The sequence below is a fragment of the Blastopirellula marina genome, assembly GCF_002967765.1.
Lineage (GTDB): Bacteria > Planctomycetota > Planctomycetia > Pirellulales > Pirellulaceae > Bremerella > Bremerella marina_A.
This window is the reverse complement of record NZ_PUHY01000004.1, coordinates 21,444-46,216: the sequence shown is the minus strand read 5'-3', so window position 1 is coordinate 46,216 and position 24,773 is coordinate 21,444. Positions and strand designations below refer to the sequence as shown.

The window sequence follows — 24,773 nt, the reverse complement described above, 5'->3', positions numbered from 1 at the left end:
ATCGCGCCGCTTAGCTTTCCTTCTTCGTACCGGTGAAGATATAGTACGGCGTCTTGAACCATAGCAGGTAAGGAACCTTGGCTCGGTTCTCTTCTAGTTTGGTCGTTTCGAAGTGACGTCGCAAATAGGGAACATGGTCACGCGACGGAAAAACATTGTCCGAGGCAAACCAAACCGGCCAGAAGCTGCGTGTCGACCAGGAATGACGCTTCATCATCTCGTCGGGAAACTTACGGGAAACGTAGAAATCGACCACGCCGATCGTCCCGCCTGGCTTGAGGATTCGCAGGGCGTTGTCGATCGCCGCGAACCAGTCTGGAATCATCGTCAGCGAGTAGGAGAACGTCACCACGTCGGCGGTCCCTTCCTCTGGCGTCCAGGTCGTGGCGTCTGCTTCGACGGTCTGCACGTTGTCCCAGCCACGTTCTTTGATCCGATCGTCGCATACTTTCAGCAATGACGAAGCCAGATCGACGACGTACGCTTTCTTCAAATTCGGAATTCGATCGGCAATGAATTCCAGATTCGATCCGGTACCGCCCCCCATATCGACCCAGACCGCGTCTTGCGGCGGTTGAATCGACTGGTACATCTCTTCGCGTCCCTTGAGCAGACGCTTGCGGAAATCGTCGTAAGCGCCGGCTTGGCCGCTGTAGAAGCTGTCTAACCGCTCGGCGTGGCTTTTGCCACGCACCGGTTTGACTGCCAGGTGATAAAGTACTTTCAGATCCGAGGCCAGGCTCATCAGGGGCTTCTCCAGGTGATTGCGAGTCAGAACTAGGCCGCGATGTCCGCGATCCGAAACGCCCCGTAGGTATGCACCCGATCTTTGACGTGTAGCTCGTCTGCCAGTGGCTGATTGTATGTCAGCAGTTCGCCGACCTGCTTCTTCTGACCGTTGTGCGTGATCTCGACTTCGTCGACGAAGTCAGTGTTCAAGCCGCCCGTTCGCCAGATGATGCGAGCATCTTCTTCCCCTTGCAGACGATCAGCAATCGCTTGCCATTCGTTGACCAAGGCAAAGTACAGCTTGTCTGTCAGCCAGTCTTGGTGATCCAGCAGCACCAGCCGGTGCAGCGGGTGATCGGTGTGTTTCTCAAGGAAGTGCTGCACCGAGTCGGTATGCGTGCTGACTTTGTGGACCAGACCATCTTTCAGCGTCTGGAAGTTTTCTGGCTTTAAGTACTCGGGACAGCAGGTCTCGGTGTACTGACCGGTCACGTAGACGCGCCAGAAGTAGTTGTCCTGAATCGGCAATTCGGCGAACACGGCTCGCATGTTGTCTTGGACGAACTCGGCGATCCCGTTAGCGTATTGCTTCTCGAGGTGTTCCCGCTGGGCACGTGGCACACCAACCAGGCTCCACGTGGTATCGCGGCTCATCGCAAACTTCAGGGGACCAGTCCACAGCTTGCGATCGATGATATCGAAGATCTCGCGCTGCTCTTGCAAGTCTTTCGCGTTCAGCAAATCGAGCACCATCGGACGCATCCGCAGTACGTTATCGACGTACATGTTCACCACTTTGGCAAACGATCCAGAGGTGCCGCGGAAGTAGAAGCTCTTCCGTTTGCGAGGCTTGAAGTACTTGATCTTGCGATCCCAGTAGCCACGCGACCATTCTGGCAAGGAACTGCGAAGGTGATCCTTGTAGATGTCTTTGAAGTTCAGCAGTTGCCCTTTGCCGAACATGGAGAAGAAGTCTTCATACTCCAGGTTCTGGATGGCGGCTTTCTTCAGGTCGAGCAGCGCGTTTTGCCGCGGATTCATATCCACCGCGTAAACGTGGTTTGCACCGGCCAGGACATAGTCCAGGGCGTTGCAGCCTGCCGACGTGATGACCATCACGTTGTGGTGGGGCTTGATATCCAGGGCGACCCGATCCAAACGGGGGTCTTCCCAGCATGTATTGTAAACTAAGTTATTACGGTGAACGAAGTTAAAGACGCGACCTCGAACCCAGCTAACCAATGCCATTGCGGCCCTCAAAGAACTAGATCGGGCAAGGGGAGGGGAATGCCCTTCTGGGAATCCTACCGAGCACCGGTGCTGACGAATCGGCACCGAAATGTAACTCATTGATTGTAGGGGGTTGGCCGCGGTTCACAAGCAGCAGGGCCCCCATTCCCCCTCCATTTCCTTGCTTCTTACATAAGATTTACCCATTCTCAGGATCCCATCTTCGGCGATGAAATCGTCCGTCGGAACCGCGAGATCCTTATTCGTCATTCGTTACGAAGCTGTCTTTATCGCGAGAATCAGCTGTTCGGCGGCCAACTTTTGAAATGTGGCTGCTAGCACTTCGGGAAGGTTTTCCGTTTCTTCCGTTTCCGTAAGGGCAGCTTCGATTGATTCCCCGATCGGTAATCCGCGGACCATTTGCGCGAGCAGGGCATGCTCAAACGACGTCAACGGAATCCGTCGCACGATGAAATCACGCCGCGAGAGGGCCAGCCAAGTTGGCTGGGGGGAGGGAACCTGGGCGTCGCCAGACCTCTTGGTGGCGGTGAAGTAGTCGTTGATCGGGAAGGGAAAAGCGAACAACTGGAGGCAGGGGACCAGTTCGGCCTGGGCATTCCAAAACGCTTCTGGCGACAGTTGTTGAAGCTGATCGGGAGCAATGACCGGTTTCCCCTCGTAGCCTGCCCCATCAAAGACCTGATCGATGCCCCACTCGAGGCGTGCCAGGCAGATGATAAAGTCGATCCAGTCAGGTGCGTCACTCGTTTCGGCAGGTCGGGTTTCGTTTAGAAACTCGACAAAGTGGTCCCCTAAGCGGTTCAGCGTGTACGACCGCGATGGGTACAGCTGCAAATACCTTAGAGCAAACTGGGCGAACAGTTCCTCACCGACCGTCTGGGCGAAGATCGGATAGATGGCCTGCAGACATTCGGTCAGGCGAGCGAAATAGGCGTTGGCGTAAACTTCCAACCGCTGGAGACTGCTTCGCTTCTGACTCGGAAGAATCACCCCTTCAATCTCTGCCGCGGAGATATCGATGCAGCCTTTCGCCGCAGAGGAATCGACACCGCGAGAGACACCTTCCGCACTGGTGATGACGGCCTGAAACCACTGCTGGATCGTCGGCAGATCACGCGAATTGAGCGGAGGTTGCGGCATCGGGTTAGCCAACCTCGTGATCGATGTGATGCGCCGGGTGGGGAACGACTACGCCAGATCGGTCCGCCGGGGCATCGCCGCTTTCGCTGGCGATCGATTCCCCTTGGATCAGCTTCCGAGCCTTAAGGACTTCGGCATGCATTGTGGGGAAATCAGGGATGTTGGCGTCCCACTCCAACAGCGTCGAAACGCCGCCGGTCCGCTGATGAGCCAGCTTGTACAACTGCCATACCGGATCGATCACATGGCCATCGTGCGTATCGATGCAGTAATCCCCCATGTTCGTGTGGCCGGCCAGGTGGAACTGAACGACGTTTTGCCAAGGGATATTTTCGATGTACTCGACCGGGTCGAAATCGTGATTCACCGACGAGACGTAGACATTATTCACATCGAGTAACAGGCCGCAGCCCGTTTCCTGCGTCAGCGCGGTGAGAAACTCCCACTCGGTCATGTTCGAGTCGGCGAAGGTCACGTAACTGCTGGGATCTTCCAGTACCAGCGGTTGCCCCAGGAAGTCTTGCACGGCACGCACCCGCGTGGCGACATGCTGGACAGTTTCTTCGTTGTAAGGAATCGGCAACAGATCGTGCGTGTTCTTGCCGTTTACGCCGGTCCAGCAGACATGATCGGAAATCCAACAGGCCCCGATTTCGCCAGACAGCTTCTTCAGTTTGCCAAGATAGTCGTAATCGAGCGGATCGGTACTTCCAATCGAAAGCGAAACCCCATGCATGACTACCGGGTAACGCTCAGCGATTTGGTCGAGCACATAGCGCGGTCGACCTTGGGAGTCGATATAGTTCTCTGAGATGATCTCGAACCAATCGACGGTCGGCCAGTGCTCTAACAGATAACCAAAGTGCGGGGCCCGCAGTCCCACGCCCAGACCAAGGTTGTCGAATCCGAGTCTGGGCTGAGTTGGCTCTTGGGATGTTTGTCTCGAGGGAGACATACGCTACATCTCGATCGACTTACGCGGCGGCTTCCGGAGCAGGCTTCAGTTCGACGCCTTTCTCCTTCATCTTTTCCTCGAACATTTCGCGGGCCTTGTCCCACATGCCGCCAGTCATCGGGATATGACATCCACCTTTGCCGGCACATTCGTTGGCGCCGGGCGTTTTGCCACAACCACCTTGCCCTTTGCACTCATTCTGCCCGCCGCACGCGTGATGTTCGATCGTGGCGCACTTGCTCGTCCCGGCACAATCGTTCTCGCCACCTAAGCCTTGCCCTTTGCATTCGTTCATGCCGCGACAGGCATGCTTGGCTACCGTCGAGGTGCCCTCACCGGCGCCAGCCGAGTCGGCCGGAGGTGCTTCGCCTCCGTCATCGGCAGGCTTCTTTTCGCCACCGCAACCAATGGCCCCAGCGGCGATCATTCCACCGAGTGCGGCAGCCGAAAGCTTGTGAAAATCACGACGGTTGTAGTCTTTGCTTGCCATAGAAGTTCTCTCTCCTACCGAGAATTCATGATGCATTTTGGGTTGTGAGGGTAGGTCCAGTCTATCCGATTTCGATCGAGACGTCTGGTAAGTCTTCCTACAAATCTACCCAAAAAACGCGACGGTGGTTTTCACCGAATCGGCCAGCTTTTCGACTTCTTCCCGCGTGTTGTACAGATAGAAGCTCGCTCGGACGCTGGCACTGATGCCTAGTTTCTTGTGCAGCGGCAACGTGCAATGATGCCCTTCTCGCACGGCGATTCCGTGTCCGTCGAGGAACGCCGCAATGTCGCTGGCGGCCAGCCCATCGATCGTGAAGCTGACGATGCCTGCCTTCTCGGAAATGCCTGGTCCGAGGAAACGCAGCCCGGGAACGTTGATCAGCAAGTCATGGGCGTAAGCGGCCAAGGCTTGTTCGTGCTGCAGAATCTGCGACAAGCCAACACTTTCGAGGTATTCGATTGCTGGCTTCATCGCAATCGCGTCGGCAATCGGCGGTGTGCCTGCCTCAAACTTCGCGGGGAGCATCGCGGGCGTGAAATGATCGAGAGCGACATCGTCGATCATGCTGCCACCCCCAAGGAATGGTGGCATCGCGTCGAGCAGGGCTTCTTTGCCATAGAGAATGCCAACGCCTGAGGGGCCCAGCATTTTGTGCGAACTGAACGCAACAAAATCGGCATCCCATTTGGTGACATCGATCGCTTCGTGTGGCACCGCTTGGGCGGCGTCGACCAGCACCTTGGCCCCTACTTGATGGGCAGCCTCGACAATCTGCGGCACGGGATTGATCGTCCCCAGCACGTTGGAAACCGCACACAGGCCGACGATCTTTGTCTTCTCGGTGAGAACTTGCGGGAGGGCGTCAAGATCGAGCAAACCTTCCGCCGTGACCGGAATCGCTTTGATCGTGGCGCCCGTCCGTTGAGCTAACTGATGCCATGGAACGAGGTTCGAGTGATGCTCCATCTCGGTCAGCAAGATCTCGTCGCCCGCTGAGATGTTGGTATCGCCCCAGCTGCGGGCCACCAGATTGATGCCCATGGTCGTGCCGGACGTGAAGATCACCTCGTTGTCCGATTTGGCCCCGATGAACCGCCGCGCGGCTTGGCGGGCCGCTTCGTAAAGATCGGTCGATTCCGCACTCAAGCGGTGGCCGCCGCGATGAACATTCGCGTAATGTTTTTCATAGACGTCACTTAGGCAATCAATCACCGATTGCGGACGCTGGCTGCTGGCGGCGTTATCCAAGTAAACGAGCGGATTACCTTCGTCGTCGACCTGGTGAAGAATCGGAAAATCGGTCCGGATGCGAGCGACATCCAACTGCGATTCCATCTGGGTTGTGGCCATGAATCGGTGGTGAGCTTAAGGAACAAACCGCCCAGAGCAGGTCTGGGCATTTTTCACATACTTTAATTAGTTTATTACCCAGGACCCAATCCGACAACGAGCGGTTCGCCTCCTTTATTTCAGTCGCCAGAACATTTCCCAAGGGATTTGCAACTTTTCGCGGGCCGACTCGGTCTCGACCGCAAACCGTTTGGCATCGACCGGGTAGCCGGCCGTTTCTGCAATTCCAGGGACATGCGTCCCCCAATAGCGGTTAAAGGCCAACATGGCGACTTCACGATGAAATTTGGCGTAGATCGAAGCCAATGCGGTGGGCAAAAAGCCTTCTCCCTTCGAGCGAAACTCGATGGTCACCTGGTGCGAGTTCAAGCCGGCCGTGTATCGGCTGACCGCTTTCGATTCTTCCAGGGGCTGCCACCACGCATCCGGGAAGAAGTGTTGTAATAGCCCCAAGTAGTAATCCCGCCCTCCATGCTTGTCGCACACAATGCGGATTACGTGGGACTCGCCCGTGGGAATGCTTTGTAGCAATCGGAGAACCAATCCCATCGTGGCCTGAGATAAAACGGTGCTCTTATTGTCACAGTTCGCCAAGCGGGCGTTGAATCGCTGGGCGGTGAGAAACATGCACTGCACATCGGCGAGCGAAACCGCTTCTTCCTCACAAGCCGTGGCAAACGCATCGCGGCGTCCCGCCACGATCTCGTCCGTTGTGTGCACCGGAAACGGCCTATCCCATCCTGCGTACCATGGGGCATGCTGGCCGACGCGTTCATCCTCGATATCGACTTCACACCGACCGTGCCAGATCGGCAGTGCGTGTTTGCTGACGTCGCAGGTCGCCAGAACGGCTTCTTCCAGTAGCGACAAATCTTTTCGCTTGGCGTAAATCACCTTGGAATCGGCAATCGCGAGATGCTTCGGCCCTGGCTTATTCGCGATCGCCTTGGCAAGTCGTTGGTACAGATCGAGTGATGCCAGATCGTCGCCAGGTTCTTCGATCCGCCACAACGTGCCACCAATGACCAGCGGCCCTAGGTTGGGTCCGTAGCCAGCTTCATCGACACCAATCAGATACGCCACAACGATCCCTTGCGAGTTTGTCTATGAAAGTCGAACTCGCTTGGTTCTAGGCCTCTTTAACGAAATTGCAAGAGGCCGAACTCGCTGGGGCCCATTTCGTAAACCGCACTTTTCGGCCAAGATTCGGTCCCTTCCCCCACGATGACGCGCTGAGCGGACATGGCCCAGGACGTCCCGGGACGAATGATTTCGCCGGTCAATTCGCCGAGCGGAATTGCTGCTTCGATCGTCCAGGTCGCTTGATCCTGCTTGGAGGCAACAAACCACTGCGGGTCCCACGTCTGATTTCCGGCCAAGGCATCGGACGTCATTCCGCGATAGTCGATGGTCAGCTCGTAAGCGGTGGCATAGTCGCGATCGAGATCGAGAGAAATCTTTACGCGATCGCTCTCTTCGAGGTCCGCGTCACGTGGACGGGCCTCTTTTGACGGCGCTTCGTATTGAAACTTCTTCGACTTCATGCAGCGAATCGCCAGATACAAGTAATCGTCGTCGAAAGCGACCATCATCGCCGCTGGCGGGGCTCCTTCTTCGACTGAAACCGTTCCGGCCTGGAAGTCGACCGGTTTGCCGGCTTGCCAGATCGGATCGTTCAGATTGCCGTCGAGGATCGGCTTCACTTCCCCATAAGTGGCTTGGACATTCGGAGCATCGATACGGCCATTGCCCCTTCCCAAGGCCAACTCCCATTGTGCCTTCTGCGACCAGGGATTGTCCTGGCTCAAGTTCAAGAGTCGACGAACGTACGATTCTCCTTGTCGCGAGTGCCCTTCCGCCGCCAGCAAGCGTTCCAACGAAAACGCCACAGCCGGATCGGACAGCATTTGCGGCATCAGCTGATTCAGCTCGGCAATCAGTTGATTCCCTTGCTGCGACGATTCGATAGGACGTTGGTAGTTTTCGGGCTTGTTGAAGCTAACCTGGGCGACTTCGCTTTCCGGTTCTTCATCCTCTTCCTCACTCGACTCCAAGCGTGTGGTCGGAGCGGCGAATTCGACCGCGGATCGCTCGTGAAAGCGAATCTCGTTACTGGCGTAAAAGCCAATTAGCCAAGCCGCCGAGCGTGGTGCCAGCGAGCTTTGTGGGAACTTGCGAACAATCTGATGATGCATGTCGGCCGCAAGGCTCAAGTTGCCACTTTGATTCGCTTGCTGGGCAAGGTGAAACAACACCTCAACGCTTCGTTCCGGGGCAAGTTCTTCACTTAACCGCAGCATTTGGCCAAGGACCAAAGCGCCTCGTTGTTCGTCTTTCACGGCGAGATTGATCATCTCAATCATGTTGCGTCGCTTTTGAGCGGCCCGCTGTAGCGTTGCCAGATCGACCACGGGCATTTGCTGTGGAGGACGTCGCGCTTCTTTTCCCGCCGGGATCGAGATACCACTGAAGATATCGGTCAGACGCCCTTCAGAAATGGTCGAAGAGCGAAGCACTTTCAGTTCAACGGTCGGTGGACCAACGAGCAACTCGCTGAAAGCAATTCCGCGTGAAACTCCCGCATGTTCGGAAACCGACATGGCGAGTTGCGGTGAGATTTGCGTCGCATTGAGGGTAATCGAGCCGTTCGCATCTTCTGGCATCACGCTGCAAACGCGGGCAACCGACCACGGCGCAAGCCCCAATTCCTCTTGGTGTTCTGGGAACGCTTGAATATCAGCGGCTTTCTCGACCGCGTTTAAGACGATTTGATTGGTGAGATAAGCCATCGGCTGCTTACCGGTGGGATCAGCGTAATCGGTCAGCACAACCGAAGGACGCCACTGCCGGATGAGCCGCACCAGGTACGCTTCGGCAGCCAACAAACCTTGACCATCGTTCGCCATATCCCAGCCGGCAATCATCGACTTGCCGCTGAGATTCAGCTTGGTGTCTTCTGCTGGAAACTGCCAGGCCGTAGTTCCGACGTCGCCGCCGCTGCTGGCAATTGCGTCTTGTAGCGGTAGACGGGTGATTCCACTTTTGGAAGTCGGACGGTTAAGAACTTCCATCCCGGTCAGAAAGCCTTGCGTGCCGGCATGATAACTAATCAGTTCAAACGGAACGATCGATGGATCGTGCACGATGCCAAGCAAAGCAAGACGCGAGCCACCTTCGCGCTGCACGTTCCAAGTCTGTCCACCGTTGGTCGTGTTCATGATGGTGCCGAACGAGCCAATCGCCCACCCGGTGGTTTCGTTGCGAAAGTAGATCGCCTTAATGGTCGCCGTGCGGGGAAGCTTCTGAATCTCGAACGATTGACCAGCATCGTTGGAATGAAGGATCACACTACCAGGAGCACCACCGATCCAAATCTGCTTACCGAGCCGCTCGACCGCGTAGAAGTTGGTTTGGCGGATCGTCCGTCCGAGACAATCGGGCGTGAGGATTTCCCATGATGAACCGGCGTTGGTCGAGCTGAGGATCAGGCCTCCTTCACCGACGGCGGTTGCCCCTTGCGAGCCTGCCACGACAATCGCCTGCATGTCACGCAGCGGATCGGCCTGGATGCTGGGCTGACGAATTCCACCACGATCGGCCAGCGAAAGATTGCCACCATGACCCGCCAACAGCAACTCGCCGTTGGGGAGCACGGCTAGTTTGCGGAAACAAGCTTCCTGCGTTCCAGGCAAGCTTCGCCAGGTGCGGCCTCCATCGGTGGTCTCGAATAGGCCGCTCGGAAAAATATTCGAACCGTGCCCGACTGCCCAGCCATGGCGTGTGTCTTGAAAGTGAACGCTGGTCAGCTTCGGCAACATTTGATCTGGCATGACATGCCACGAGTTGCCGCCGTCCGACGATTGCAGCACCACGCCGCGTGTTTGTTTGGAATAGGGCAACGGGACACCACCGACCACCCAGCCATGCTTGGGATCGGAGAAATGAACCGCGTGCAAATGGGCCTCGGTTCCGGACGGAATCTGTTGCCAGTTCGCGCCGGCGTCGGAAGTGTGCCAGATAGTACCATGATCACCAACCGCCACCCCGTGACGATCGTCGACAAAATGCACATCGTTCAGCGTCGCGTCGCCGTACCAAGTGTTGGGCACTTCGGCCCATACGCGACTGGCGGGCGAAAGCAGTGCTAGCAGCACCAGCACCACGTACCCGTTGGCACAAGAAACGAAACGACCGAAACGATACCGAATGCATCCATTCATTCGTGAAACCACCACAAACCGGGGGCGATAAGAATCCAATTGGGGACGGAATCTTAGAAGAATTCGTGTAATCGTGCCAATCCGGTTCGTCGAACTTTAGAGAATTCTTACGAACCGAAACCAAAAAAACGCGATAAACAGATAGGAACCGCCACCTCTTTCAAGGGAAGAGCCGATGCTGTCGACAATCTGGAGAATCTACGCAGTTGCCATCTTGTGCTTGCTGCTATTCACTCCGCGGATCAGCGATGCTGGTTTCAACGACGACGTGGCCAAGGTTCTCTCTCCGATTCTGGAAGAAGCGGTGCGCCGATCGGTGCCAACCACCTTTAAGGACGAGTCGGACTGGAATCGTACGCACGAGTTCACCAAACGCTTGAAAGTTCGTGGCAAGTGGAACAGCTTGAAGTTAGAGCGGGTTCGCGACGCCCAGAACCACGGTGATTGGGTTCGCTATATGGGGCAAATCGAAGATCCCCATCGCGATGTGCAGATTTGGGTCGAAAATTTGAAAGTCGATCCAACCAAGTCGACTTGCCAGATCTATGCCCGAGTGAAGTTCCAGGGCGAGGCCGAATACCAGCAGTGGGTAAGGGATGTTCGCTTGTTGGGAATCAGCGTTGTGGCGGAAGCGACCGCCAAGATTCGCCTCGACGTCCAGCTTGACACCAAGTGGAACGCGGCCGGTCTGGTCAGTTCGGCGGAGTTCACCCCTCAGGTGGTCGGCGGGGCGATCGATCTGGAACACTTCTATGTCCACCGCATCGGCAAAGCGCACGGCGAAGTGGCCGAGCAGATTGGCGAGCAGCTTGAAGGGACATTGGCCAAGAAGCTGGCCTCAAAACAAGAGAAGCTGGTCCGCGAAGCAAACAAAGCAATCGGCAAAGAACTGGAGAACGGCACGCTGAAACTCGACCTCGTTTCGTTCCTTCGACAGCAGCTGAAGAAGTAGCCCGCGACGTCCACCCCGGTTTATATAGCGTGGCAACTGCGTGATAATTGGCGTGTCCCCCAATCTTGAAAGCACGCCCATGGCCGACCCACTCGCTTGGATCCCGGAACAACTCGAACTGCTCGAATCGCTCGAACGCCGACGATCGATCCACATCCGCGCTACGCAGCAAGGGCCAAGTGTCGACTGGAAGGAGCGGGAGCTGCTTAACTTCAGCAGCAACGATTACCTGAATTTGGCCGCCGACCCACGACTAGAAGCGGCTGCTTGCGAGGCGATCCAGCGTGAAGGGTGGGGGAGTGGTGCCAGCCCGTTGATCACCGGCCGCGGCCAAAATCAGGCATCCCTCGAAGTAGCGCTGGCACAATTCGAAGCAACCGAAGCGGCCCTCACCTTCGCCAGCGGCTTCGCCGCGAATGCGGGCGTGATCGATGCCTTAGCCGACCGAGGCGACGTGATCTTAAGCGACGAAAAGAATCACGCGAGCATCATCGACGGAACGCGCCTATCCAAGGCAACCGTTCGTGTTTACCCGCACCGCGATCTGCAATATCTCGAAAACCTGTTGAAGCAGTGCAGCACGTTTCGTCGGCGGCTGATTGTGACCGACACACTGTTTAGCATGGATGGCGACATCGCCCCGTTGCCCGAACTAGCCGACTTAGCCGAAGCGTACGACGCCATGCTGATGGTGGACGAAGCGCACGCGACGGGTGTTTTCGGCGAGAACGGTCGAGGTCTGTGCGAACAGTTTGATGTGGAAGATCGCGTATCGATTCGCGTTGGCACGTTCAGCAAAGCACTCGGTGGGCATGGCGGCTTTGTGGTGGGAAGCGAGCCACTGATTCATTGGCTGGTCAATCGCTGTCGGCCCTACATTTTTTCCACCGCCCCGCCGGCAGCGAACGCTGGTGCCATGCTCGCAGCACTAAAGATCGTTCATGACGAGCCGCAGCGGCGGACCGACTTACTTGCGAAAGCAAAGTGGCTGCGTGGCAAGCTCCGCGAGATTGGCTGGAGTTTGGGCGATAGCGAAAGCCAGATCATTCCGGTGATCGTCGGAACCGAGAACCTGGCGATGACTCTCTCGGCCCAGCTGCACGAGATGGGAATGATGGTTCCCGGAATACGTCCTCCATCGGTTCCCGACGGCGAGTGTCTGCTGCGAATCAGCCTTTCTTGTGGACACACCCAGCAGCACTTGGACACGTTGGTTGAGGCTCTGACCGAGTTGCGATTGGGCTAATTCAACGTTGGCAGCCGCGTTCCGCGTGTTATGATTCCTTCAGATTGCCACACATCACCTATCACGGATCAGAACCATTCAAGTCCTCGCTATCCTGTTCATGCTGTTCATCACGGTTCCGCTGCTGGAACTGTTTCTTCTGCTGTGGCTTTCTCAGGTCACCAGCATTTGGGTGACGTTTGGCACGGTGCTGTTCACCGGTATTCTGGGAACGTTGCTGGCACGCAGCCAGGGATTTTCGACCTGGCAGAAGATTCGTGGCCAGATGAGCGGCGGTCAAGTCCCAGGCAGTGCCTTGGCTGACGCGGCGATGATTTTCATGGCGGGGGCTTTGCTGATGACCCCCGGGCTGCTGACCGATTCGGTCGGCTTCATGCTGTTGATCCCGCCGTGTCGCGATTGGATGAAACGGCGGGCCCTGGACTGGGCGAAGAAGAACGTTCAGTTCACCACGACGACAACGGTCAACGGCGAAACTCGGACGTACACCAACGGTCCGTCCGAGGTGGTTGACTCGTACGTGGTTCCTCACGAAGAAGAACGCAAGTCGATCGAGGAATAACGCGGATCACGTTACCGAGGTCTTCGCGGAGGAAGCTCTTCGGCTAAATGCTCGCTGATCTTGCCTTTCGCCCGATACGTTCCGTCGGATGCAATCGCAGGATGCTGCCCTCGTTTGACGGGCGGCTCGAGCGCACCGACTTCTTCGGCAGATAGGATCGCCTGCCAATAGATTTCGGATGTCCGTGGAACTTCGGCCAAGCTGAGGACCGATATCTGCGGGAAGTGATGCGCGAGGATTTGCCACATGCGGGTGCGAAGCGTGGACGAAACCACCATTGCGACCGGGCGCTGCTGATCCTCCAAACGTTGGAACGATTCCCGCAACATATCGACCATACGCTCGATCCAGTTGCGTGTCTGGCGAGTTGCTTCTTCCTCGGTCAACTGCAGCAGCAAACCTTCCAGATCGCGCTCGAGCCCGATCGCGTGGACCTTGCCTTCCGCGTCTAGGTATCGCTGTACCAATTGACGACCTAGACGCTGCCGGACAAGCGCCACCAGCGTTTCGATCTCTTGGTTACGATGCCCGTGCAAGGCCAAGATCTCGACGATCCGCGAGAAGTTCTTAATCGACACCCCTTCTTCCAACAAACGACGTAGGACCGCGTGTAATAGCGAACCGGTCATCGGACTGGAACGGATCTCTTCAAACTCGCTGGGCGAACTCTCCCGTAAACGTTCGAGCATGTCGCGCACGTCGGAGAGAGTCAGTATCTCATGGGCGTGCCGACGGAGCGTCTCTTGCAAGTGCGTGACGACTAGCATGCTAGGATCGATCACCAAGTAGCCAAGCTGTTCTGCTTCCTGCTGGCGATCTCCCGAGATCCAAATCCCAGGGCCACCAAAAGTTGGATCGACGCCCCGGACACCTTGCAGGGTTCCACTGGAGGTCCCCATATCCAACGCGATGTATTGGCCAGGCCCGAGCCGACCTCGTGCGACCTCGCACTGATCGATCAGGACGCGGTATTCCTGCTCGTGCAGATCGAGCGCATCACGGAGGCGTATGCGGGGGATCACCAACCCCAACGCATCGGCCAAGTGGCAACGAATTGCCGATACGCGCTGCATCATCTCGCTGGAATCGGGATGAACCAGATCGACCAGTCCAGAACCCATTTCGAGCGTTAACCGATCGACATCGAGAAACGGTTCCCATGGTTCTTCTTCGGGAACTTGTGCTTGTGGTGGAGGCTCGATGCTTTCGGGTACCGATTGCGGAATCGGCTCCGACAAGATCGGAACGTCCAACAGTTCGTCGTCGGCGCAGCGAATCGCCACGATGTGATGAAAATGGACCAATGCTTCGGAACCATCGGCGTAATTCACGCCATCCTCGTCATCTCGCCAGGAATTGGACCATGGTGTGTCCTCCGTCTCCTGCGAAGTCGAAGCATTCACTAGACGCACACAATCTTCGTAGATTGCGGCTAACTCGCCACGTAAACGAACGTGGCCAAACGTCGATACATAAACTTCCCTGCCGATGTAACGAGCCAGAATCGACGCATAATCCATTGAGAACCTCTACTGTCCCAAAGTTGCACGACTTGGATCTCGCACCCATCCGCGAAACCGCTTCCTTGTATGGTCGATTGTAGGCATGCCAGCTTGAACGCGGCAACTCGAAGGAGGGAACTTTTTGATCTTTGGGTGTCCACCTGGGGGGAGTTTCCCGAGAGGCAAAGATCTGGCGAAGATTCTACAAAGGTTCGCGGAAGAAGACATTACGCGATTTGAGCAACCGCATCTGGCAGCAGATCCGCGCGAACCCGCAAAGCCCTAGAAGGGACTGTGCTTATAATTGAACAAAGCACGGAAACGCTCCGAGACCGCCAATCGCTGCAAGCCGCCTATTTCCCCGAAAATTGCATCGGCGTGAAAAAGCGGGGTTTATTCCGCTTGGCGCCTCGGTCACAATCCAAGCAAGCAATGGACTGTGACCAAAAACGGGTACGCATTGTTGCCCTTCGACTCGGCATTTCATTTCTGGTGTGCCCATGGTCCCGTGCAACGGAGAACGCATGATTAGTCAGTCGGCGCAAACGCAGTTGAAGCTTTTCGTTCTCGACACCAACGTTATCTTGCACGACGCAAGATCGTTCCAAAACTTTGAGGAGCACGATGTGGCGTTGCCCATCACCGTTCTCGAAGAGTTGGATCGCTTCAAAAAGGGTAACGAGGACATCAATTTCCAGGCCCGCGAGTTTCTTCGCCAAATCGATCAGATGACGGGCGATGTTCTTTCTGAAGAGGGGGCCCAACTTGGTGAAAACCAAGGGCATTTACGGGTCGTCATCACCAACGAAATCGACCATCGTCTGCATCAAGTTTTTCTTCACGACTCTCCCGACAATCGCATTCTGAACACCGCGTTGCACTTGCAACATTACGTGAAAGAACGTCGGGTCATTCTCATTACCAAAGACACGAACCTCCGCATGAAGGCCAAAAGTCTGGGCCTGCAAGCGCAAGATTACATTAGCGACAAGATCGAAAGCTTCGACAGCCTGTACACTGGACGTCGAACGCTGGAGAACATCACGACCGATCAGATCGATCGTTTCTACCAAGATTCCGGCCATGTCCAACTGGACGACTTTCCGGAAGTGGCCGAGCCGATCGCCAATGAGAACTTTGTCCTTAAAAACGGTTCGAAGTCGGTTCTAGCGACGTTTAATCGCGAAGACCAGATCTTGCGACGGATCGAGAAGTTTTCTCCCTACGGCATCAAGCCGCGGAACGCCGAGCAAGTGTTCGCGATCCGGGCCTTGATGGACGACAACATCAAGCTGGTCACCTTGGCCGGCAAAGCAGGAACCGGCAAAACGCTCTTGGCGCTCAGCTCGGCACTCGCATGCTCGTCCGCTTATCGGCAGATTCTTCTGGCCCGGCCCGTAGTGCCCCTCTCGAACCGTGACTTGGGATATTTACCGGGGGACATCTCGGCCAAGATGGATCCCTACATGCAGCCGCTGTTCGACAACCTTTCGGTGATCCGACATCAGTTCAACGATACCGACAAGGAAGCGCAGCGGATTAACCGCATGCTGGAGCAGGAAAAGCTGGTCATCACACCGCTGGCCTACATTCGTGGCCGCAGTTTGCAGCGGATGTACATGATTGTGGACGAAGCCCAGAACCTAACACCGCACGAGGTGAAGACGATCATCACCCGAGCTGGCGAAGGAACCAAGATCGTCTTCACCGGCGACATCTACCAAATCGATCATCCGTACCTCGATAGCCTTTCCAACGGCTTGTCGTACATGATCAACCGCATGAAAGGGCAAGACCTTTACGCCCACATTTCGCTGGAGAAAGGGGAACGCTCGGAACTGGCCGATATCGCCAGCGAATTGCTGTAACGCTCCGCGAACCGAACTCATTCATCCAACTCTTTACCGATGGCCACCGAGCGATTCCGCCCGGTGGCCATCGTTTTTTGGGAGTCACCAACGAATGGGTACGGGAATCAACCTCGTGATTTCGGACAAGCAAACCCAATGTCGTGGTACGTGCCGATCCCGTCTGTCCCTCGCTGCAATAGGTTTTGCGCAACACGTCGACGCGAAAAATCTGAGGAAGAAGCTTCCATTTCGGCCCGAAAAATGGCAAGTTGGTAGCGACCACCCGCCGCTTTCCCCTGCCTGAGATGTCTTCCCATGCGTTATTCCTCGCTGCGTTTCGATCTGCGCCTACTTCTTTGTTTTGCGATGCTGGTCCTGCCGTTTGTGTCCCTGGCGGTGGCAGATGAAATGGACGACGTCCCGACGAAGCATGATGCCAATCAGGCATTTGATGGGATGGCCCAGCGTCTGCAACCGGCTCAAGCTTGGTCGGCGAAAACTCCGGAGGAACATGAAGCATGGCGTGAGAAAATGCAGGCTACCGTCGTCAAACTTCTGGGCAAGATGCCGGAGAAAGTCCCGTTGGAAGTGAAGTGGACCGAGAAAGAGGAGTTCGACAAGTTCACGCGGCACAAGATTTACGTTCGCACGACGGCCGACTATTGGTCGCCAGTCTATTACTTTGTCCCCAAGAACATCACCGGCAAACGCCCGGCGATTGTTTGTCTGCATGGGCACAGTGGAATCGATCCTTACATTCGCCTGAACGAAACACCGGCCCAAAAAGAGAAGACCGAGCATTCGCAGCTCGACTATGCGTTGTACATGGCCGAACATGGCTACGTGACGGCCGCGATTGTTGTGCGTGGCTGGAACGAAACACAAGGGCGCCAAGATTGGTACGTAAAATCACCCCCGCGCAGCTGCCATCAGGTGACGATGAACTCGTTGCTGCTAGGCATGACACCGCAAGGGCTTCGTTGCTGGGATGCGATGCGGGTGATTGACTTCCTGCAAACGCAAGAGGAAGTTGATCGGGACAAGATTGGTGTTGGCGGGCTCTCCGGTGGTGGCACCCTTTCGATGTACCTTCCGATCCTTGATCAACGCGTCAAACTGGCGATGATCGCCGGAGCATTCTCGGAGTACCGGCTTTCGATTTACGATATCAATCACTGCATCTGCAACTGCTTGCCTGGCATCATGGCCGAAGGAGAAATGGCCGACGTCGTGGCGTTGTTCGCTCCGCGACCGGTCCTTTTGATCAATGGGATCGACGACCAGATCTTCCCGATCGACGGAGCGCGACGCGGATTCGATAAGCTGCAACAGGTCTACAGCGTGCTGGATGTGGCGGACAATGTCGACGCCGACTTCTTCGACGGTGGCCATGGCTGGTCGAACAACAAGACGCTTTCGTTTTTGCAAAAGCACTTTGGCGAGTAGCTTGAATTTGGCAAAAACCCGCCGCTCGACAAGGCTTACCCTGGTTTGCTGATTCCGCAAATGCCCGTAAACCACTACAATCGAGCGAAGTCGTAGAGCAGACCCCCACTATTGATTCGATTCGTCAAGGAAGTCGCCATGCACAAGTATGTGTTCATGGGCGTACAGGGTTCCGGGAAAGGAACTCAAGCGAAACTCCTCGAACATCACCTCGATCTTGCCCACATCGGGGTCGGGGACATTCTGCGGTGGAATATCAAAAACCACACCAAACTGGCTGCTCGGATCAAACGTATTCTGAACGCTGGTAAGTTGGTCGATGACGAAATCGTGGAAGAGATCGTCCAGCGTCGTCTGCAGGAGCATGACTGGAACTTTGGTTTCATCCTCGATGGGTTCCCACGGAACGCCAATCAGGCTGCGTTCTTCCTGGAAAGCTACGACATCGACGCTGTGGTTCATATCGTCGTTCCCGACGAAGTCATCAAGAAGCGTGTCCTCGCGCGGCGTTTGTGCGAAGACTGCGGGGTCGACTTCAATGTCATTGACCACCGTCCGAAAATTGAAGGACGCTGCGATATCTGTGGCGGCAAACTGATCCGCCGAGCAGACGACACCGAAGAAGCCTTGGCGACCCGCTTGGCGGAATATCACGAGAAAACCAAGCCCGTGCTGGAAATCTTCCGCCGCAAAGAATTGGTTGTCGAAGTCGACGGGACGCAAGCGGTCGATGTGGTGCAAAGCCAGATCCGCAAGTCAATTAACGTTGTCTAGCTCTCGCCAATCCGCCAACTGTTGAGCGATGCCGTGAATCTCGGAATTCAGATCACACCCCTTCTCCAGGGGGTCACGCCAGTCGCCTGAAATCGGCCAATCTTCCTTCGAACCTGGGCGAATCTGGCCTGTCTGCTAGGACAGCGTCAAATTTAACTATCTCGGTCCCGATTCCGCGGTCTGAGGGCACTAGGGCACTTTCCCAGGATTACGTTATAATGCTCGTTTCCACCCAACACCCCCATCCCGCTAGTAAGTTACCGATGACCGCGAAAGTCTATATCAACGGGAAGTTTTTCGCCCCTGAAGAAGCCATGGTCAGTGTTTTCGATCATGGTCTGCTTTATGGAGACGGGGTGTTCGAGGGCTTGCGCATTTACAACGGCAAGATCTTTCGCCTTGAGCAACACGTTCGTCGCCTTTACGACTCGGCAAAAGCAATCTGTCTGGCGATCCCAATGTCGCCAGTCGAAATGACCGCTGCCCTGGAAGAAACGGTCGAAAAGAGTGGTCTGACCGACGGTTACATCCGGGCCGTGGTCACCCGTGGGGCTGGCACGCTGGGACTCGGCCCTGAACGGACCGAGAACCCGCAAACGATCATCATCGTCGATAAGATCAAGCTCTATCCGCAAGAGTTCTACGACAACGGCCTGGAGATCATCACGGCCAGCACCATCCGTAATCATCCTGGCGCCCTCTCGCCGCGGATCAAGTCACTGAACTACCTGAACAACATCATGGCCAAGATCGAGGCCACCAAAGCTGGCTGCCTGGAAGCTTTGATGTTGAATCACAAGGGGGAAGTCTCGGAATGTACCGCGGATAACATCTTCATCGTTCGCGATGGCAAGCTACTGACGCCACCGACGGACGCCGGCATCCTGGAAGGGGTGACCCGCGATGTGGTTCTGGAACTGGCCACCAAAGCCGGCATCCCCAACTTCGAGAAGACACTGACCCGGCACGATGTGTACGTGGCAGACGAATGCTTCATGACCGGAACCGCCGCCGAAGTGATTGGCGTGGTGAAGGTTGACGATCGTGTGATTGGCGACGGCAAACCAGGCCCGATCACGCAGAAGTTGAAAGAGCTGTTCGTCCGACATACCATGGGCTAAACGGCTCAGGCCTTCGCGACATGTGCGAGGTAGGCTTGAGCACGTTCTCACCTACCTCTCTCGTCCTCTGCAAATGAAGGCCCCTCCATGCTGATCTCACGATTGTCTCTCGCCGCGCTGCTGACGCTTCTGTCGACTGCGGCTCTTTCGGCGGAATCTCCCAACTCGCTTTCTGCCGACGAACAGAAGCAAGGCTTCGAACTGCTATTCGACGGCAGTGATCTGGAAGGCTGGCAGCATAATGGTAATTGGAAAGTCGCTGACGGCGTGATCGAACGCACCGGCAAAGGGGGCGACTTGGTATACGACGTGAAGCCAGTGCCGGACGACTTCGAGCTTCGCTTCGAGTGGAAAGTCGCCGAGGGCAGCAACAGTGGTGTTTACTATCGACCAGGCCAGTACGAGTACCAGATTCTCGACAACGAACGGCATCCCAACGGCAAGGTAGCCGACACAACTGCGGCTTCGCTTTACTACTGCATCGCCCCATCGCGTGATGTCACCAAGGAACCAGGCCAGTGGAACACTGGGCGGATCGTTTGCCAAGGGACCGTCATTCAGCACTGGCTCAACGGCGAGAAAGTGGTCGACATCGATTACAGTAAACCCGATGCGAAGCTGACGGCTGCGATCGAGAAGCTGAAGAAGCGTGGTGCCACGCTCGATTCACGCGGAGCAAAGCTGAAACTGCAAGACCACGGCGACCCGGTCTGGTACCGCAGCATTCGCATGCGTGAACTGAGTGGTGAGGAAGAACTCGATCAGACACCACTTAAGGGAAACTAAGCCGCTTCCCCTTCGCGAACGGCCGTCGAATCAACTTCCGATTTCGGCGGCTTGGCCGTGGCGAGCGTCGTTTCGATCTCGGTGATTTCTTCTTCCAAACGCTCGATCTCACGCTGCTTCTCTTCGATCAACGCTCGTAGCGTTTTGATTCGCGTCTCTGGCGAAAGTCGCGCCAGCCGACTAATGACGTCCATCGCCAACAGGCCGCGCCATACCCGTAAAGCCAAACCTCGCATCCGGTAAACGCGACTGGCCTTGGTAACTTGCTGCAAGCGAAGAATCTGCGTCATCTTGAAAACCCGCAGGAACGCAACCAGCGGCAAGCAGATAATCAGCAGATCGACCCAGTGCTGCTTGATGTAGTCGATCTTTTTATTAACGATCGAGAACATCACGATGAATTCCATCGTGAAGGCAAGCCACGTAACGCTGAAGCCGGTCTCGACGAAGATCTGCAGGGCTGGGTAATTCGCTTTCTGTTCCGTCCACACAAAATCAATCGCGAGCAGTGGTAAGATCATTACGGCCACAATGATCATCGGCACGCTCAGATCACGTTCGACTTCTTCGTGCAGATCGTCATCGATATGCCGCCATCCGAGCACCGGAAGCCAAAGCCGCGTGCCCGATTGCATGTCACGACGTGCCAACCTGAGTGGCGGCAAGATACAAGCCGATAGGGCCGTCCATTTGCGGGGGCTATCGATCCAAAAGAACCACGCCGCTTCCAGCCAAAATACCGGGTACATCCCCAGTGTAAGCCACATGAATACCTGCAGCAGGGTTTCCGAGTGTGGATGGTGATACTCGGTAAGATAAATCTGAACCGTCGCTGCGAAGAACGTTAAGATGGCCAGCGTCGCCACAAACATGGGGACCGCGAGCAGTTCGTCGCTTTGTCGCGTGATGCTTTTCACTTCCTAGGGCTCAAAATACGAGAGGTGGGGTAAGCGACGGTTTTCGACCATTCTCTCCGACAAGTCAAGTTCAGCTTACGGCCCCATGACAATCTGCGGCCGTGTCGTTTATTCTATCTTCTTCGGACAAAACAATAAAATCTTACGCGAAAACCGCGATAGCACCGACCGTTAGATGGCAAGCACCATGAAGTATTGGCTGATGAAAACGGAGCCAGAATCGTATTCGATCGACGATTTGGCCAAAGAAAAGAACAAAACCACCTTCTGGTCAGGCGTACGTAACTACCAGGCCCGTAACTTCATGCGCGACGACATGAAGAAGGGGGATCTGGTTTTGTTCTACCACTCCAACGCGAATCCACCATCGATTGTCGGTGTTGCCGAAGTGGTCAAGGAATCGTATCCCGACTTCACTTCGTGGGACGAGAACGATCACCACTACGATCCGAAGAGCACTGAAGACAACCCACGTTGGTTCATGGTCGACATCAAGCTGAAAAAGAAATTTCCGGAAGCCCTCGGCCGGAACGAGCTGACCGATGTCAAAGCCCTCTCCGGTATGGAACTAATGCGAAAAGGCTCGCGATTGTCCGTTCAGCCGGTCACTAAGAAGGAGTTTGACGCGATTCTCAAGTTGGCCAGCGTCACACCTTGAATGGGCGCTCGAGTTATTGCTGGCCGCGGCGAATTTGATTGATCGCATCTTGCATTTTCGTGGCCACTTCTTGGGTATCACCCAGCGGCTGCGGAGTCACGGTCTTCTCGCGGGTGTAGCCAACGTGCTGCATCCAACGAGACGAGCGGTGCTTACGCAGCTGATCAATTTGTTTGTACAAGGAATCGGCGTGAATCGCTTCTAAAGTGAAGTGCGGATCGGTGGTGATCGCTTCGAGGGTTAACCCAGGAGTAATCGCCGCGACAATCGATTCCGCCATCAACAGATGGCCTTCTGATCCCGGATGGACATGATCCTTCGAAAACGGAACCGAACGAGCATCGCGTGCCTTTCGCATCGCCGAATGTAGATCGATCACAGCGACACCTTCCAAGTCTAAGGTCATCTCCCACTTTGCGTACTCGGTCATCACCGCGTCGTAATTGAACTCGCCTGGCTTCGTGGTCGTATCGTAAATCGGTGGTGTCACCAGATAGATCTGCTCGACGCCAGCCTCCTTGCAATCAGCAATTAACTTCTTCACTCCCTGCTGGAACGCAGCGAAACGTTCGTCATCAAGGGGTTGATAGATTCCGTCGTTAATGCCGTAGCAGGCGAAAACAACATCTGGCTTGGCCCGCTCTAACAAGCGGCCTAGGCGTTCGAATAAGCAAGGTCGAGGGAAAGCTCCCCCTGCGTGCCCTTCTTCGCTAAGCCCCGAAAGCGTCTCACTGGCCAAACCAAGGCCATAGATTTCAAAGTCTTGCTCCGGATAAAGCTTTTCTAGGAAGTAGTCAACGAACGTCACGTAGCCACCAGCCTGCGTGATGCTGTCTCCTAAGAACACCACTCGTTTGCCGGCAAGCGGATGCTGATCGGTCGCTGCTGCTTGGCTCGGCATAGGTTCGGGCTCAGCCGCAGATAGTGGAGTTAGCAGAGTTAGTGTCGCGAAACTGACAATGAGGAGGTGGGTTTTCATCGTGAGACATGGCCTTGGCAGGATTGATGTTCTGCGACCAACCTAGCTATTCACCACTGCCAAGGCAACTTTTTCTTCGAGCGTCAGCGATTTTGTACCTATCACGCTAGTCGACCTTCACTTCCCGTGTGAGAGCTTTTCCAGCGAAGAACTCTTCCAGGTTTTCGACGGTAACTTCGGCAATTGCTTGTAGCGCGTTCTCAGTGAAGAAAGCTTGATGCCCGGTAACCAGCACGTTGGGAAAGGTCATCAAGCGCGCGAAGACATCGTCCTGGATGACGGTTTCCGATTTGTTTTCGAAAAAGAGGTCGGCTTCTTCTTCGTAGACATCAATCCCGAGGTAGCCGATCTGGCCGGATTTGAGCCCGCCGATTGCGGCCTTGGTATCGATCAAAGCGCCGCGACTGGTGTTAATGATCATAGCTCCTGGCTTCAGCTTTCCGATCGCCTCGGCGTCGATCAGATGCTTCGTTGCCGGCAACAGAGGACAATGGAGCGAAATAATATCGGAATTGCCCAGTAACTCATCCAGCGAAACGTACTTGGCTCCCAGCTTAGTGCACTCTTCCGCCGGATGCAGGTCGTAGGCGAGAAGCTCGCAGCCGAAGCCGTGCATGATCTTGGCGAACAGCTGGCCAATCTTACCGGTGCCGATCACCCCCACGGTTCTGCCATGCAAATCGAAGCCGAGCAGCCCTTCGATCGAAAAATTGCCTTCCCGCACTCGGTTGTACGCCTTGTGGTATTTGCGGTTGAGCGTCAGGATTAAACCGACCGCATGTTCTGCGACCGCGTAAGGGCTGTATGCAGGCACCCGGGCCACACGAATGCCGAGCTCCTTGGCGATGTTCAAGTCGACATTGTTGTAGCCCGCACAACGCATCGCGATCATACGTGTTTTTCCTGCGGCCACGATTCGCAGCACTTCGTCGTTGATCGTATCGTTCACAAAGCAGCAGATCGCCTCGAACGGGTGCGCCAGTGGAGCCGTCGTTTCGGTCAAGCGGGGCTCGAAGAAGTGCCACCGTAGCTCAGTTCCTTGCGAGGCAGTTTCCAGGAACTGGCGGTCATACGATTTCGTTCCGAAGACGGCAACTTTCATGATTTAAATTTCCTCGAGCAGCAAATCTCTATGACGGCATTGTCTCATTTGCGTGGAATCATCTTCGACATGGACGGCACGATTGTCGACTCTGGGCTCGACTTCGCTGCCATGCGGAAAGAGATGGGCCTACGCTCTGGCGTCCCTATCCTAGAGCAGTTGAACGAACTGTCCCCTGGCGAACGCGCGGAGATGGAAACCATTCTGCATCGCCACGAGATGGCCGGAGCCGACCGAGCCACCATCATCGACGGCGCCGACCGCTTACTGGCTGCGCTTTCCGACGAAGGACGTCCGATGGCTATTGTGACGCGAAACAGCACCGAGACCACCGCCCATACATTGAGTCGGCTAAAGATTGATCACTTCTTCGATATTGTCATCTGCCGGGAGGATGGACCGCACAAACCAGATCCGTGGGCAATCCTCGAAATCTGCCGGCGGTGGCGGTTCGCGGTTGATGAAGTCGTGATGGTCGGCGACTTCGAACTCGACATTCAGTCGGCCGTTAACGCCGGTTGTCCGAGTGTGCTGTACACCGAAGGGAAGCCTCCCGAGCAAGTCCCTGGGGCCGATCTCGCGACACATGTCGCGGTTCACCTGAACGATCTTTATCACCTGCTAGCACCAGGACAAGATTCGATCTAGGTCGCTCGCTGGTCATGTGATACGATCCACGCTCGTTTCCCCCAGGCTGGGTCACTCCAGTCGGTTTGGTTCCCCCTCACAAAGCGGAAAAC

At 55.7% G+C, this 24,773-nt stretch carries 22 protein-coding genes; 10 read left to right on the top strand and 12 right to left on the bottom strand.

Going from position 1 to position 24,773, the window contains the following annotated elements:
• Positions 1-10: 10 nt before the first annotated feature.
• From C5Y83_RS01700 to C5Y83_RS01665, 8 genes are all read right to left on the bottom strand, one after another.
• A complete protein-coding gene (locus C5Y83_RS01700; RefSeq protein WP_105327923.1) occupies positions 11-745 on the bottom strand; it encodes a class I SAM-dependent methyltransferase in 735 nt (244 codons plus the stop codon).
• Positions 746-777: 32 nt separating this feature from the next.
• Positions 778-1,977 (bottom strand): DUF3419 family protein, encoded by a 1,200-nt coding sequence (locus tag C5Y83_RS01695; RefSeq protein WP_105327922.1) that lies wholly within the window; start codon positions 1,975-1,977, stop codon positions 778-780.
• A 255-nt stretch (positions 1,978-2,232) separates the two neighbouring features.
• Positions 2,233-3,120 (bottom strand): DNA-binding domain-containing protein, encoded by an 888-nt coding sequence (locus C5Y83_RS01690; RefSeq protein WP_105327921.1) that lies wholly within the window; start codon positions 3,118-3,120, stop codon positions 2,233-2,235.
• A gap of 4 nt (positions 3,121-3,124) precedes the next feature.
• Entirely contained in the window at positions 3,125-4,075 is a 951-nt protein-coding gene (locus C5Y83_RS01685) for a DUF692 domain-containing protein (protein ID WP_105327920.1), read from the bottom strand.
• A 19-nt stretch (positions 4,076-4,094) separates the two neighbouring features.
• Positions 4,095-4,565: a hypothetical protein gene (locus tag C5Y83_RS01680; protein WP_105327919.1), complete on the bottom strand. Its 471-nt coding sequence runs from the start codon at positions 4,563-4,565 to the stop codon at positions 4,095-4,097.
• Between the two features lie 105 nt (positions 4,566-4,670).
• On the bottom strand, positions 4,671-5,918 hold the full coding sequence (locus tag C5Y83_RS01675; protein ID WP_105327918.1) for an aminotransferase class V-fold PLP-dependent enzyme: 1,248 nt from the start codon (positions 5,916-5,918) through the stop codon (positions 4,671-4,673).
• Between the two features lie 114 nt (positions 5,919-6,032).
• Positions 6,033-7,001, bottom strand: coding sequence for a hypothetical protein (locus C5Y83_RS01670; RefSeq protein WP_105327917.1), 969 nt, complete (start codon positions 6,999-7,001; stop codon positions 6,033-6,035).
• Between the two features lie 56 nt (positions 7,002-7,057).
• Entirely contained in the window at positions 7,058-10,138 is a 3,081-nt protein-coding gene (locus C5Y83_RS01665; RefSeq protein WP_105327916.1) for a YCF48-related protein, read from the bottom strand.
• 175 nt (positions 10,139-10,313) lie between these two features.
• On the opposite strand from C5Y83_RS01665, the gene C5Y83_RS01660 reads away from it, so the two are divergent.
• From C5Y83_RS01660 to C5Y83_RS01650, 3 genes are all read left to right on the top strand, one after another.
• Positions 10,314-11,090, top strand: a complete 777-nt coding sequence (locus tag C5Y83_RS01660; protein WP_105327915.1) for a hypothetical protein — start codon at positions 10,314-10,316, stop codon at positions 11,088-11,090.
• Between the two features lie 79 nt (positions 11,091-11,169).
• Complete coding sequence (gene bioF / locus C5Y83_RS01655) at positions 11,170-12,336, top strand: 8-amino-7-oxononanoate synthase (RefSeq protein WP_105327914.1); 1,167 nt, start codon at positions 11,170-11,172, stop codon at positions 12,334-12,336.
• 100 nt (positions 12,337-12,436) lie between these two features.
• On the top strand, positions 12,437-12,898 hold the full coding sequence (locus C5Y83_RS01650; RefSeq protein WP_105327913.1) for an FxsA family protein: 462 nt from the start codon (positions 12,437-12,439) through the stop codon (positions 12,896-12,898).
• Between the two features lie 11 nt (positions 12,899-12,909).
• Here the strand turns inward: C5Y83_RS01650 and C5Y83_RS01645 are convergent, their stop codons facing one another.
• A complete protein-coding gene (locus tag C5Y83_RS01645) occupies positions 12,910-14,418 on the bottom strand; it encodes an FHIPEP family type III secretion protein (protein ID WP_105327912.1) in 1,509 nt (502 codons plus the stop codon).
• A 506-nt stretch (positions 14,419-14,924) separates the two neighbouring features.
• On the opposite strand from C5Y83_RS01645, the gene C5Y83_RS01640 reads away from it, so the two are divergent.
• From C5Y83_RS01640 to C5Y83_RS01620, 5 genes are all read left to right on the top strand, one after another.
• On the top strand, positions 14,925-16,268 hold the full coding sequence (locus C5Y83_RS01640) for a PhoH family protein (protein ID WP_105327911.1): 1,344 nt from the start codon (positions 14,925-14,927) through the stop codon (positions 16,266-16,268).
• Positions 16,269-16,565: 297 nt separating this feature from the next.
• Positions 16,566-17,696, top strand: coding sequence for a dienelactone hydrolase family protein (locus C5Y83_RS01635; protein ID WP_233207032.1), 1,131 nt, complete (start codon positions 16,566-16,568; stop codon positions 17,694-17,696).
• A 138-nt stretch (positions 17,697-17,834) separates the two neighbouring features.
• Positions 17,835-18,470: an adenylate kinase family protein gene (locus C5Y83_RS01630; protein WP_105327910.1), complete on the top strand. Its 636-nt coding sequence runs from the start codon at positions 17,835-17,837 to the stop codon at positions 18,468-18,470.
• 263 nt (positions 18,471-18,733) lie between these two features.
• The gene (gene ilvE, locus C5Y83_RS01625) at positions 18,734-19,591 is read left to right on the top strand and encodes a branched-chain-amino-acid transaminase (RefSeq protein ID WP_105328353.1); all 858 of its coding nucleotides are present in this window, start codon (positions 18,734-18,736) and stop codon (positions 19,589-19,591) included.
• Between the two features lie 87 nt (positions 19,592-19,678).
• The gene (locus C5Y83_RS01620; protein WP_105327909.1) at positions 19,679-20,377 is read left to right on the top strand and encodes a DUF1080 domain-containing protein; all 699 of its coding nucleotides are present in this window, start codon (positions 19,679-19,681) and stop codon (positions 20,375-20,377) included.
• Here C5Y83_RS01620 and C5Y83_RS01615 read toward each other — a convergent pair.
• Positions 20,374-21,294: a hypothetical protein gene (locus C5Y83_RS01615; RefSeq protein ID WP_105327908.1), complete on the bottom strand. Its 921-nt coding sequence runs from the start codon at positions 21,292-21,294 to the stop codon at positions 20,374-20,376. The two genes, C5Y83_RS01620 and C5Y83_RS01615, sit on opposite strands and share 4 nt — an antisense overlap.
• A 175-nt stretch (positions 21,295-21,469) precedes the next feature.
• On the opposite strand from C5Y83_RS01615, the gene C5Y83_RS01610 reads away from it, so the two are divergent.
• A complete protein-coding gene (locus C5Y83_RS01610) occupies positions 21,470-21,952 on the top strand; it encodes an EVE domain-containing protein (RefSeq protein ID WP_233207030.1) in 483 nt (160 codons plus the stop codon).
• Between the two features lie 13 nt (positions 21,953-21,965).
• Here the strand turns inward: C5Y83_RS01610 and C5Y83_RS01605 are convergent, their stop codons facing one another.
• Both C5Y83_RS01605 and C5Y83_RS01600 read right to left on the bottom strand, forming a co-directional pair.
• The gene (locus C5Y83_RS01605; RefSeq protein WP_105327907.1) at positions 21,966-22,931 is read right to left on the bottom strand and encodes an SGNH/GDSL hydrolase family protein; all 966 of its coding nucleotides are present in this window, start codon (positions 22,929-22,931) and stop codon (positions 21,966-21,968) included.
• 106 nt (positions 22,932-23,037) lie between these two features.
• On the bottom strand, positions 23,038-24,033 hold the full coding sequence (locus tag C5Y83_RS01600; protein ID WP_105327906.1) for a 2-hydroxyacid dehydrogenase: 996 nt from the start codon (positions 24,031-24,033) through the stop codon (positions 23,038-23,040).
• 30 nt (positions 24,034-24,063) lie between these two features.
• Here C5Y83_RS01600 and C5Y83_RS01595 point away from each other — a divergent pair, with 30 nt between their 5' ends.
• Complete coding sequence (locus tag C5Y83_RS01595) at positions 24,064-24,681, top strand: HAD family hydrolase (RefSeq protein WP_105327905.1); 618 nt, start codon at positions 24,064-24,066, stop codon at positions 24,679-24,681.
• The last annotated feature ends 92 nt before the right edge of the window (positions 24,682-24,773 follow it).

Bases quoted from the DNA above. Each gene is read 5' to 3' on its own strand.
- C5Y83_RS01700 (WP_105327923.1), bottom strand. From the start codon at position 745: ATGAGCCTGGCCTCGGATCTGAAAGTACTTTATCACCTGGCAGTCAAA.
- C5Y83_RS01695 (WP_105327922.1), bottom strand. From the start codon at position 1,977: ATGGCATTGGTTAGCTGGGTTCGAGGTCGCGTCTTTAACTTCGTTCAC.
- C5Y83_RS01690 (WP_105327921.1), bottom strand. From the start codon at position 3,120: ATGCCGCAACCTCCGCTCAATTCGCGTGATCTGCCGACGATCCAGCAG.
- C5Y83_RS01685 (WP_105327920.1), bottom strand. From the start codon at position 4,075: ATGTCTCCCTCGAGACAAACATCCCAAGAGCCAACTCAGCCCAGACTC.
- C5Y83_RS01680 (WP_105327919.1), bottom strand. From the start codon at position 4,565: ATGGCAAGCAAAGACTACAACCGTCGTGATTTTCACAAGCTTTCGGCT.
- C5Y83_RS01675 (WP_105327918.1), bottom strand. From the start codon at position 5,918: ATGGCCACAACCCAGATGGAATCGCAGTTGGATGTCGCTCGCATCCGG.
- C5Y83_RS01665 (WP_105327916.1), bottom strand. From the start codon at position 10,138: ATGAATGGATGCATTCGGTATCGTTTCGGTCGTTTCGTTTCTTGTGCC.
- C5Y83_RS01660 (WP_105327915.1), top strand. From the start codon at position 10,314: ATGCTGTCGACAATCTGGAGAATCTACGCAGTTGCCATCTTGTGCTTG.
- bioF (WP_105327914.1), top strand. From the start codon at position 11,170: ATGGCCGACCCACTCGCTTGGATCCCGGAACAACTCGAACTGCTCGAA.
- C5Y83_RS01650 (WP_105327913.1), top strand. From the start codon at position 12,437: ATGCTGTTCATCACGGTTCCGCTGCTGGAACTGTTTCTTCTGCTGTGG.
- C5Y83_RS01645 (WP_105327912.1), bottom strand. From the start codon at position 14,418: ATGGATTATGCGTCGATTCTGGCTCGTTACATCGGCAGGGAAGTTTAT.
- C5Y83_RS01640 (WP_105327911.1), top strand. From the start codon at position 14,925: ATGATTAGTCAGTCGGCGCAAACGCAGTTGAAGCTTTTCGTTCTCGAC.
- C5Y83_RS01635 (WP_233207032.1), top strand. From the start codon at position 16,566: ATGCGTTATTCCTCGCTGCGTTTCGATCTGCGCCTACTTCTTTGTTTT.
- C5Y83_RS01630 (WP_105327910.1), top strand. From the start codon at position 17,835: ATGCACAAGTATGTGTTCATGGGCGTACAGGGTTCCGGGAAAGGAACT.
- ilvE (WP_105328353.1), top strand. From the start codon at position 18,734: ATGACCGCGAAAGTCTATATCAACGGGAAGTTTTTCGCCCCTGAAGAA.
- C5Y83_RS01620 (WP_105327909.1), top strand. From the start codon at position 19,679: ATGCTGATCTCACGATTGTCTCTCGCCGCGCTGCTGACGCTTCTGTCG.
- C5Y83_RS01610 (WP_233207030.1), top strand. From the start codon at position 21,470: ATGGCAAGCACCATGAAGTATTGGCTGATGAAAACGGAGCCAGAATCG.
- C5Y83_RS01605 (WP_105327907.1), bottom strand. From the start codon at position 22,931: ATGAAAACCCACCTCCTCATTGTCAGTTTCGCGACACTAACTCTGCTA.
- C5Y83_RS01600 (WP_105327906.1), bottom strand. From the start codon at position 24,033: ATGAAAGTTGCCGTCTTCGGAACGAAATCGTATGACCGCCAGTTCCTG.
- C5Y83_RS01595 (WP_105327905.1), top strand. From the start codon at position 24,064: ATGACGGCATTGTCTCATTTGCGTGGAATCATCTTCGACATGGACGGC.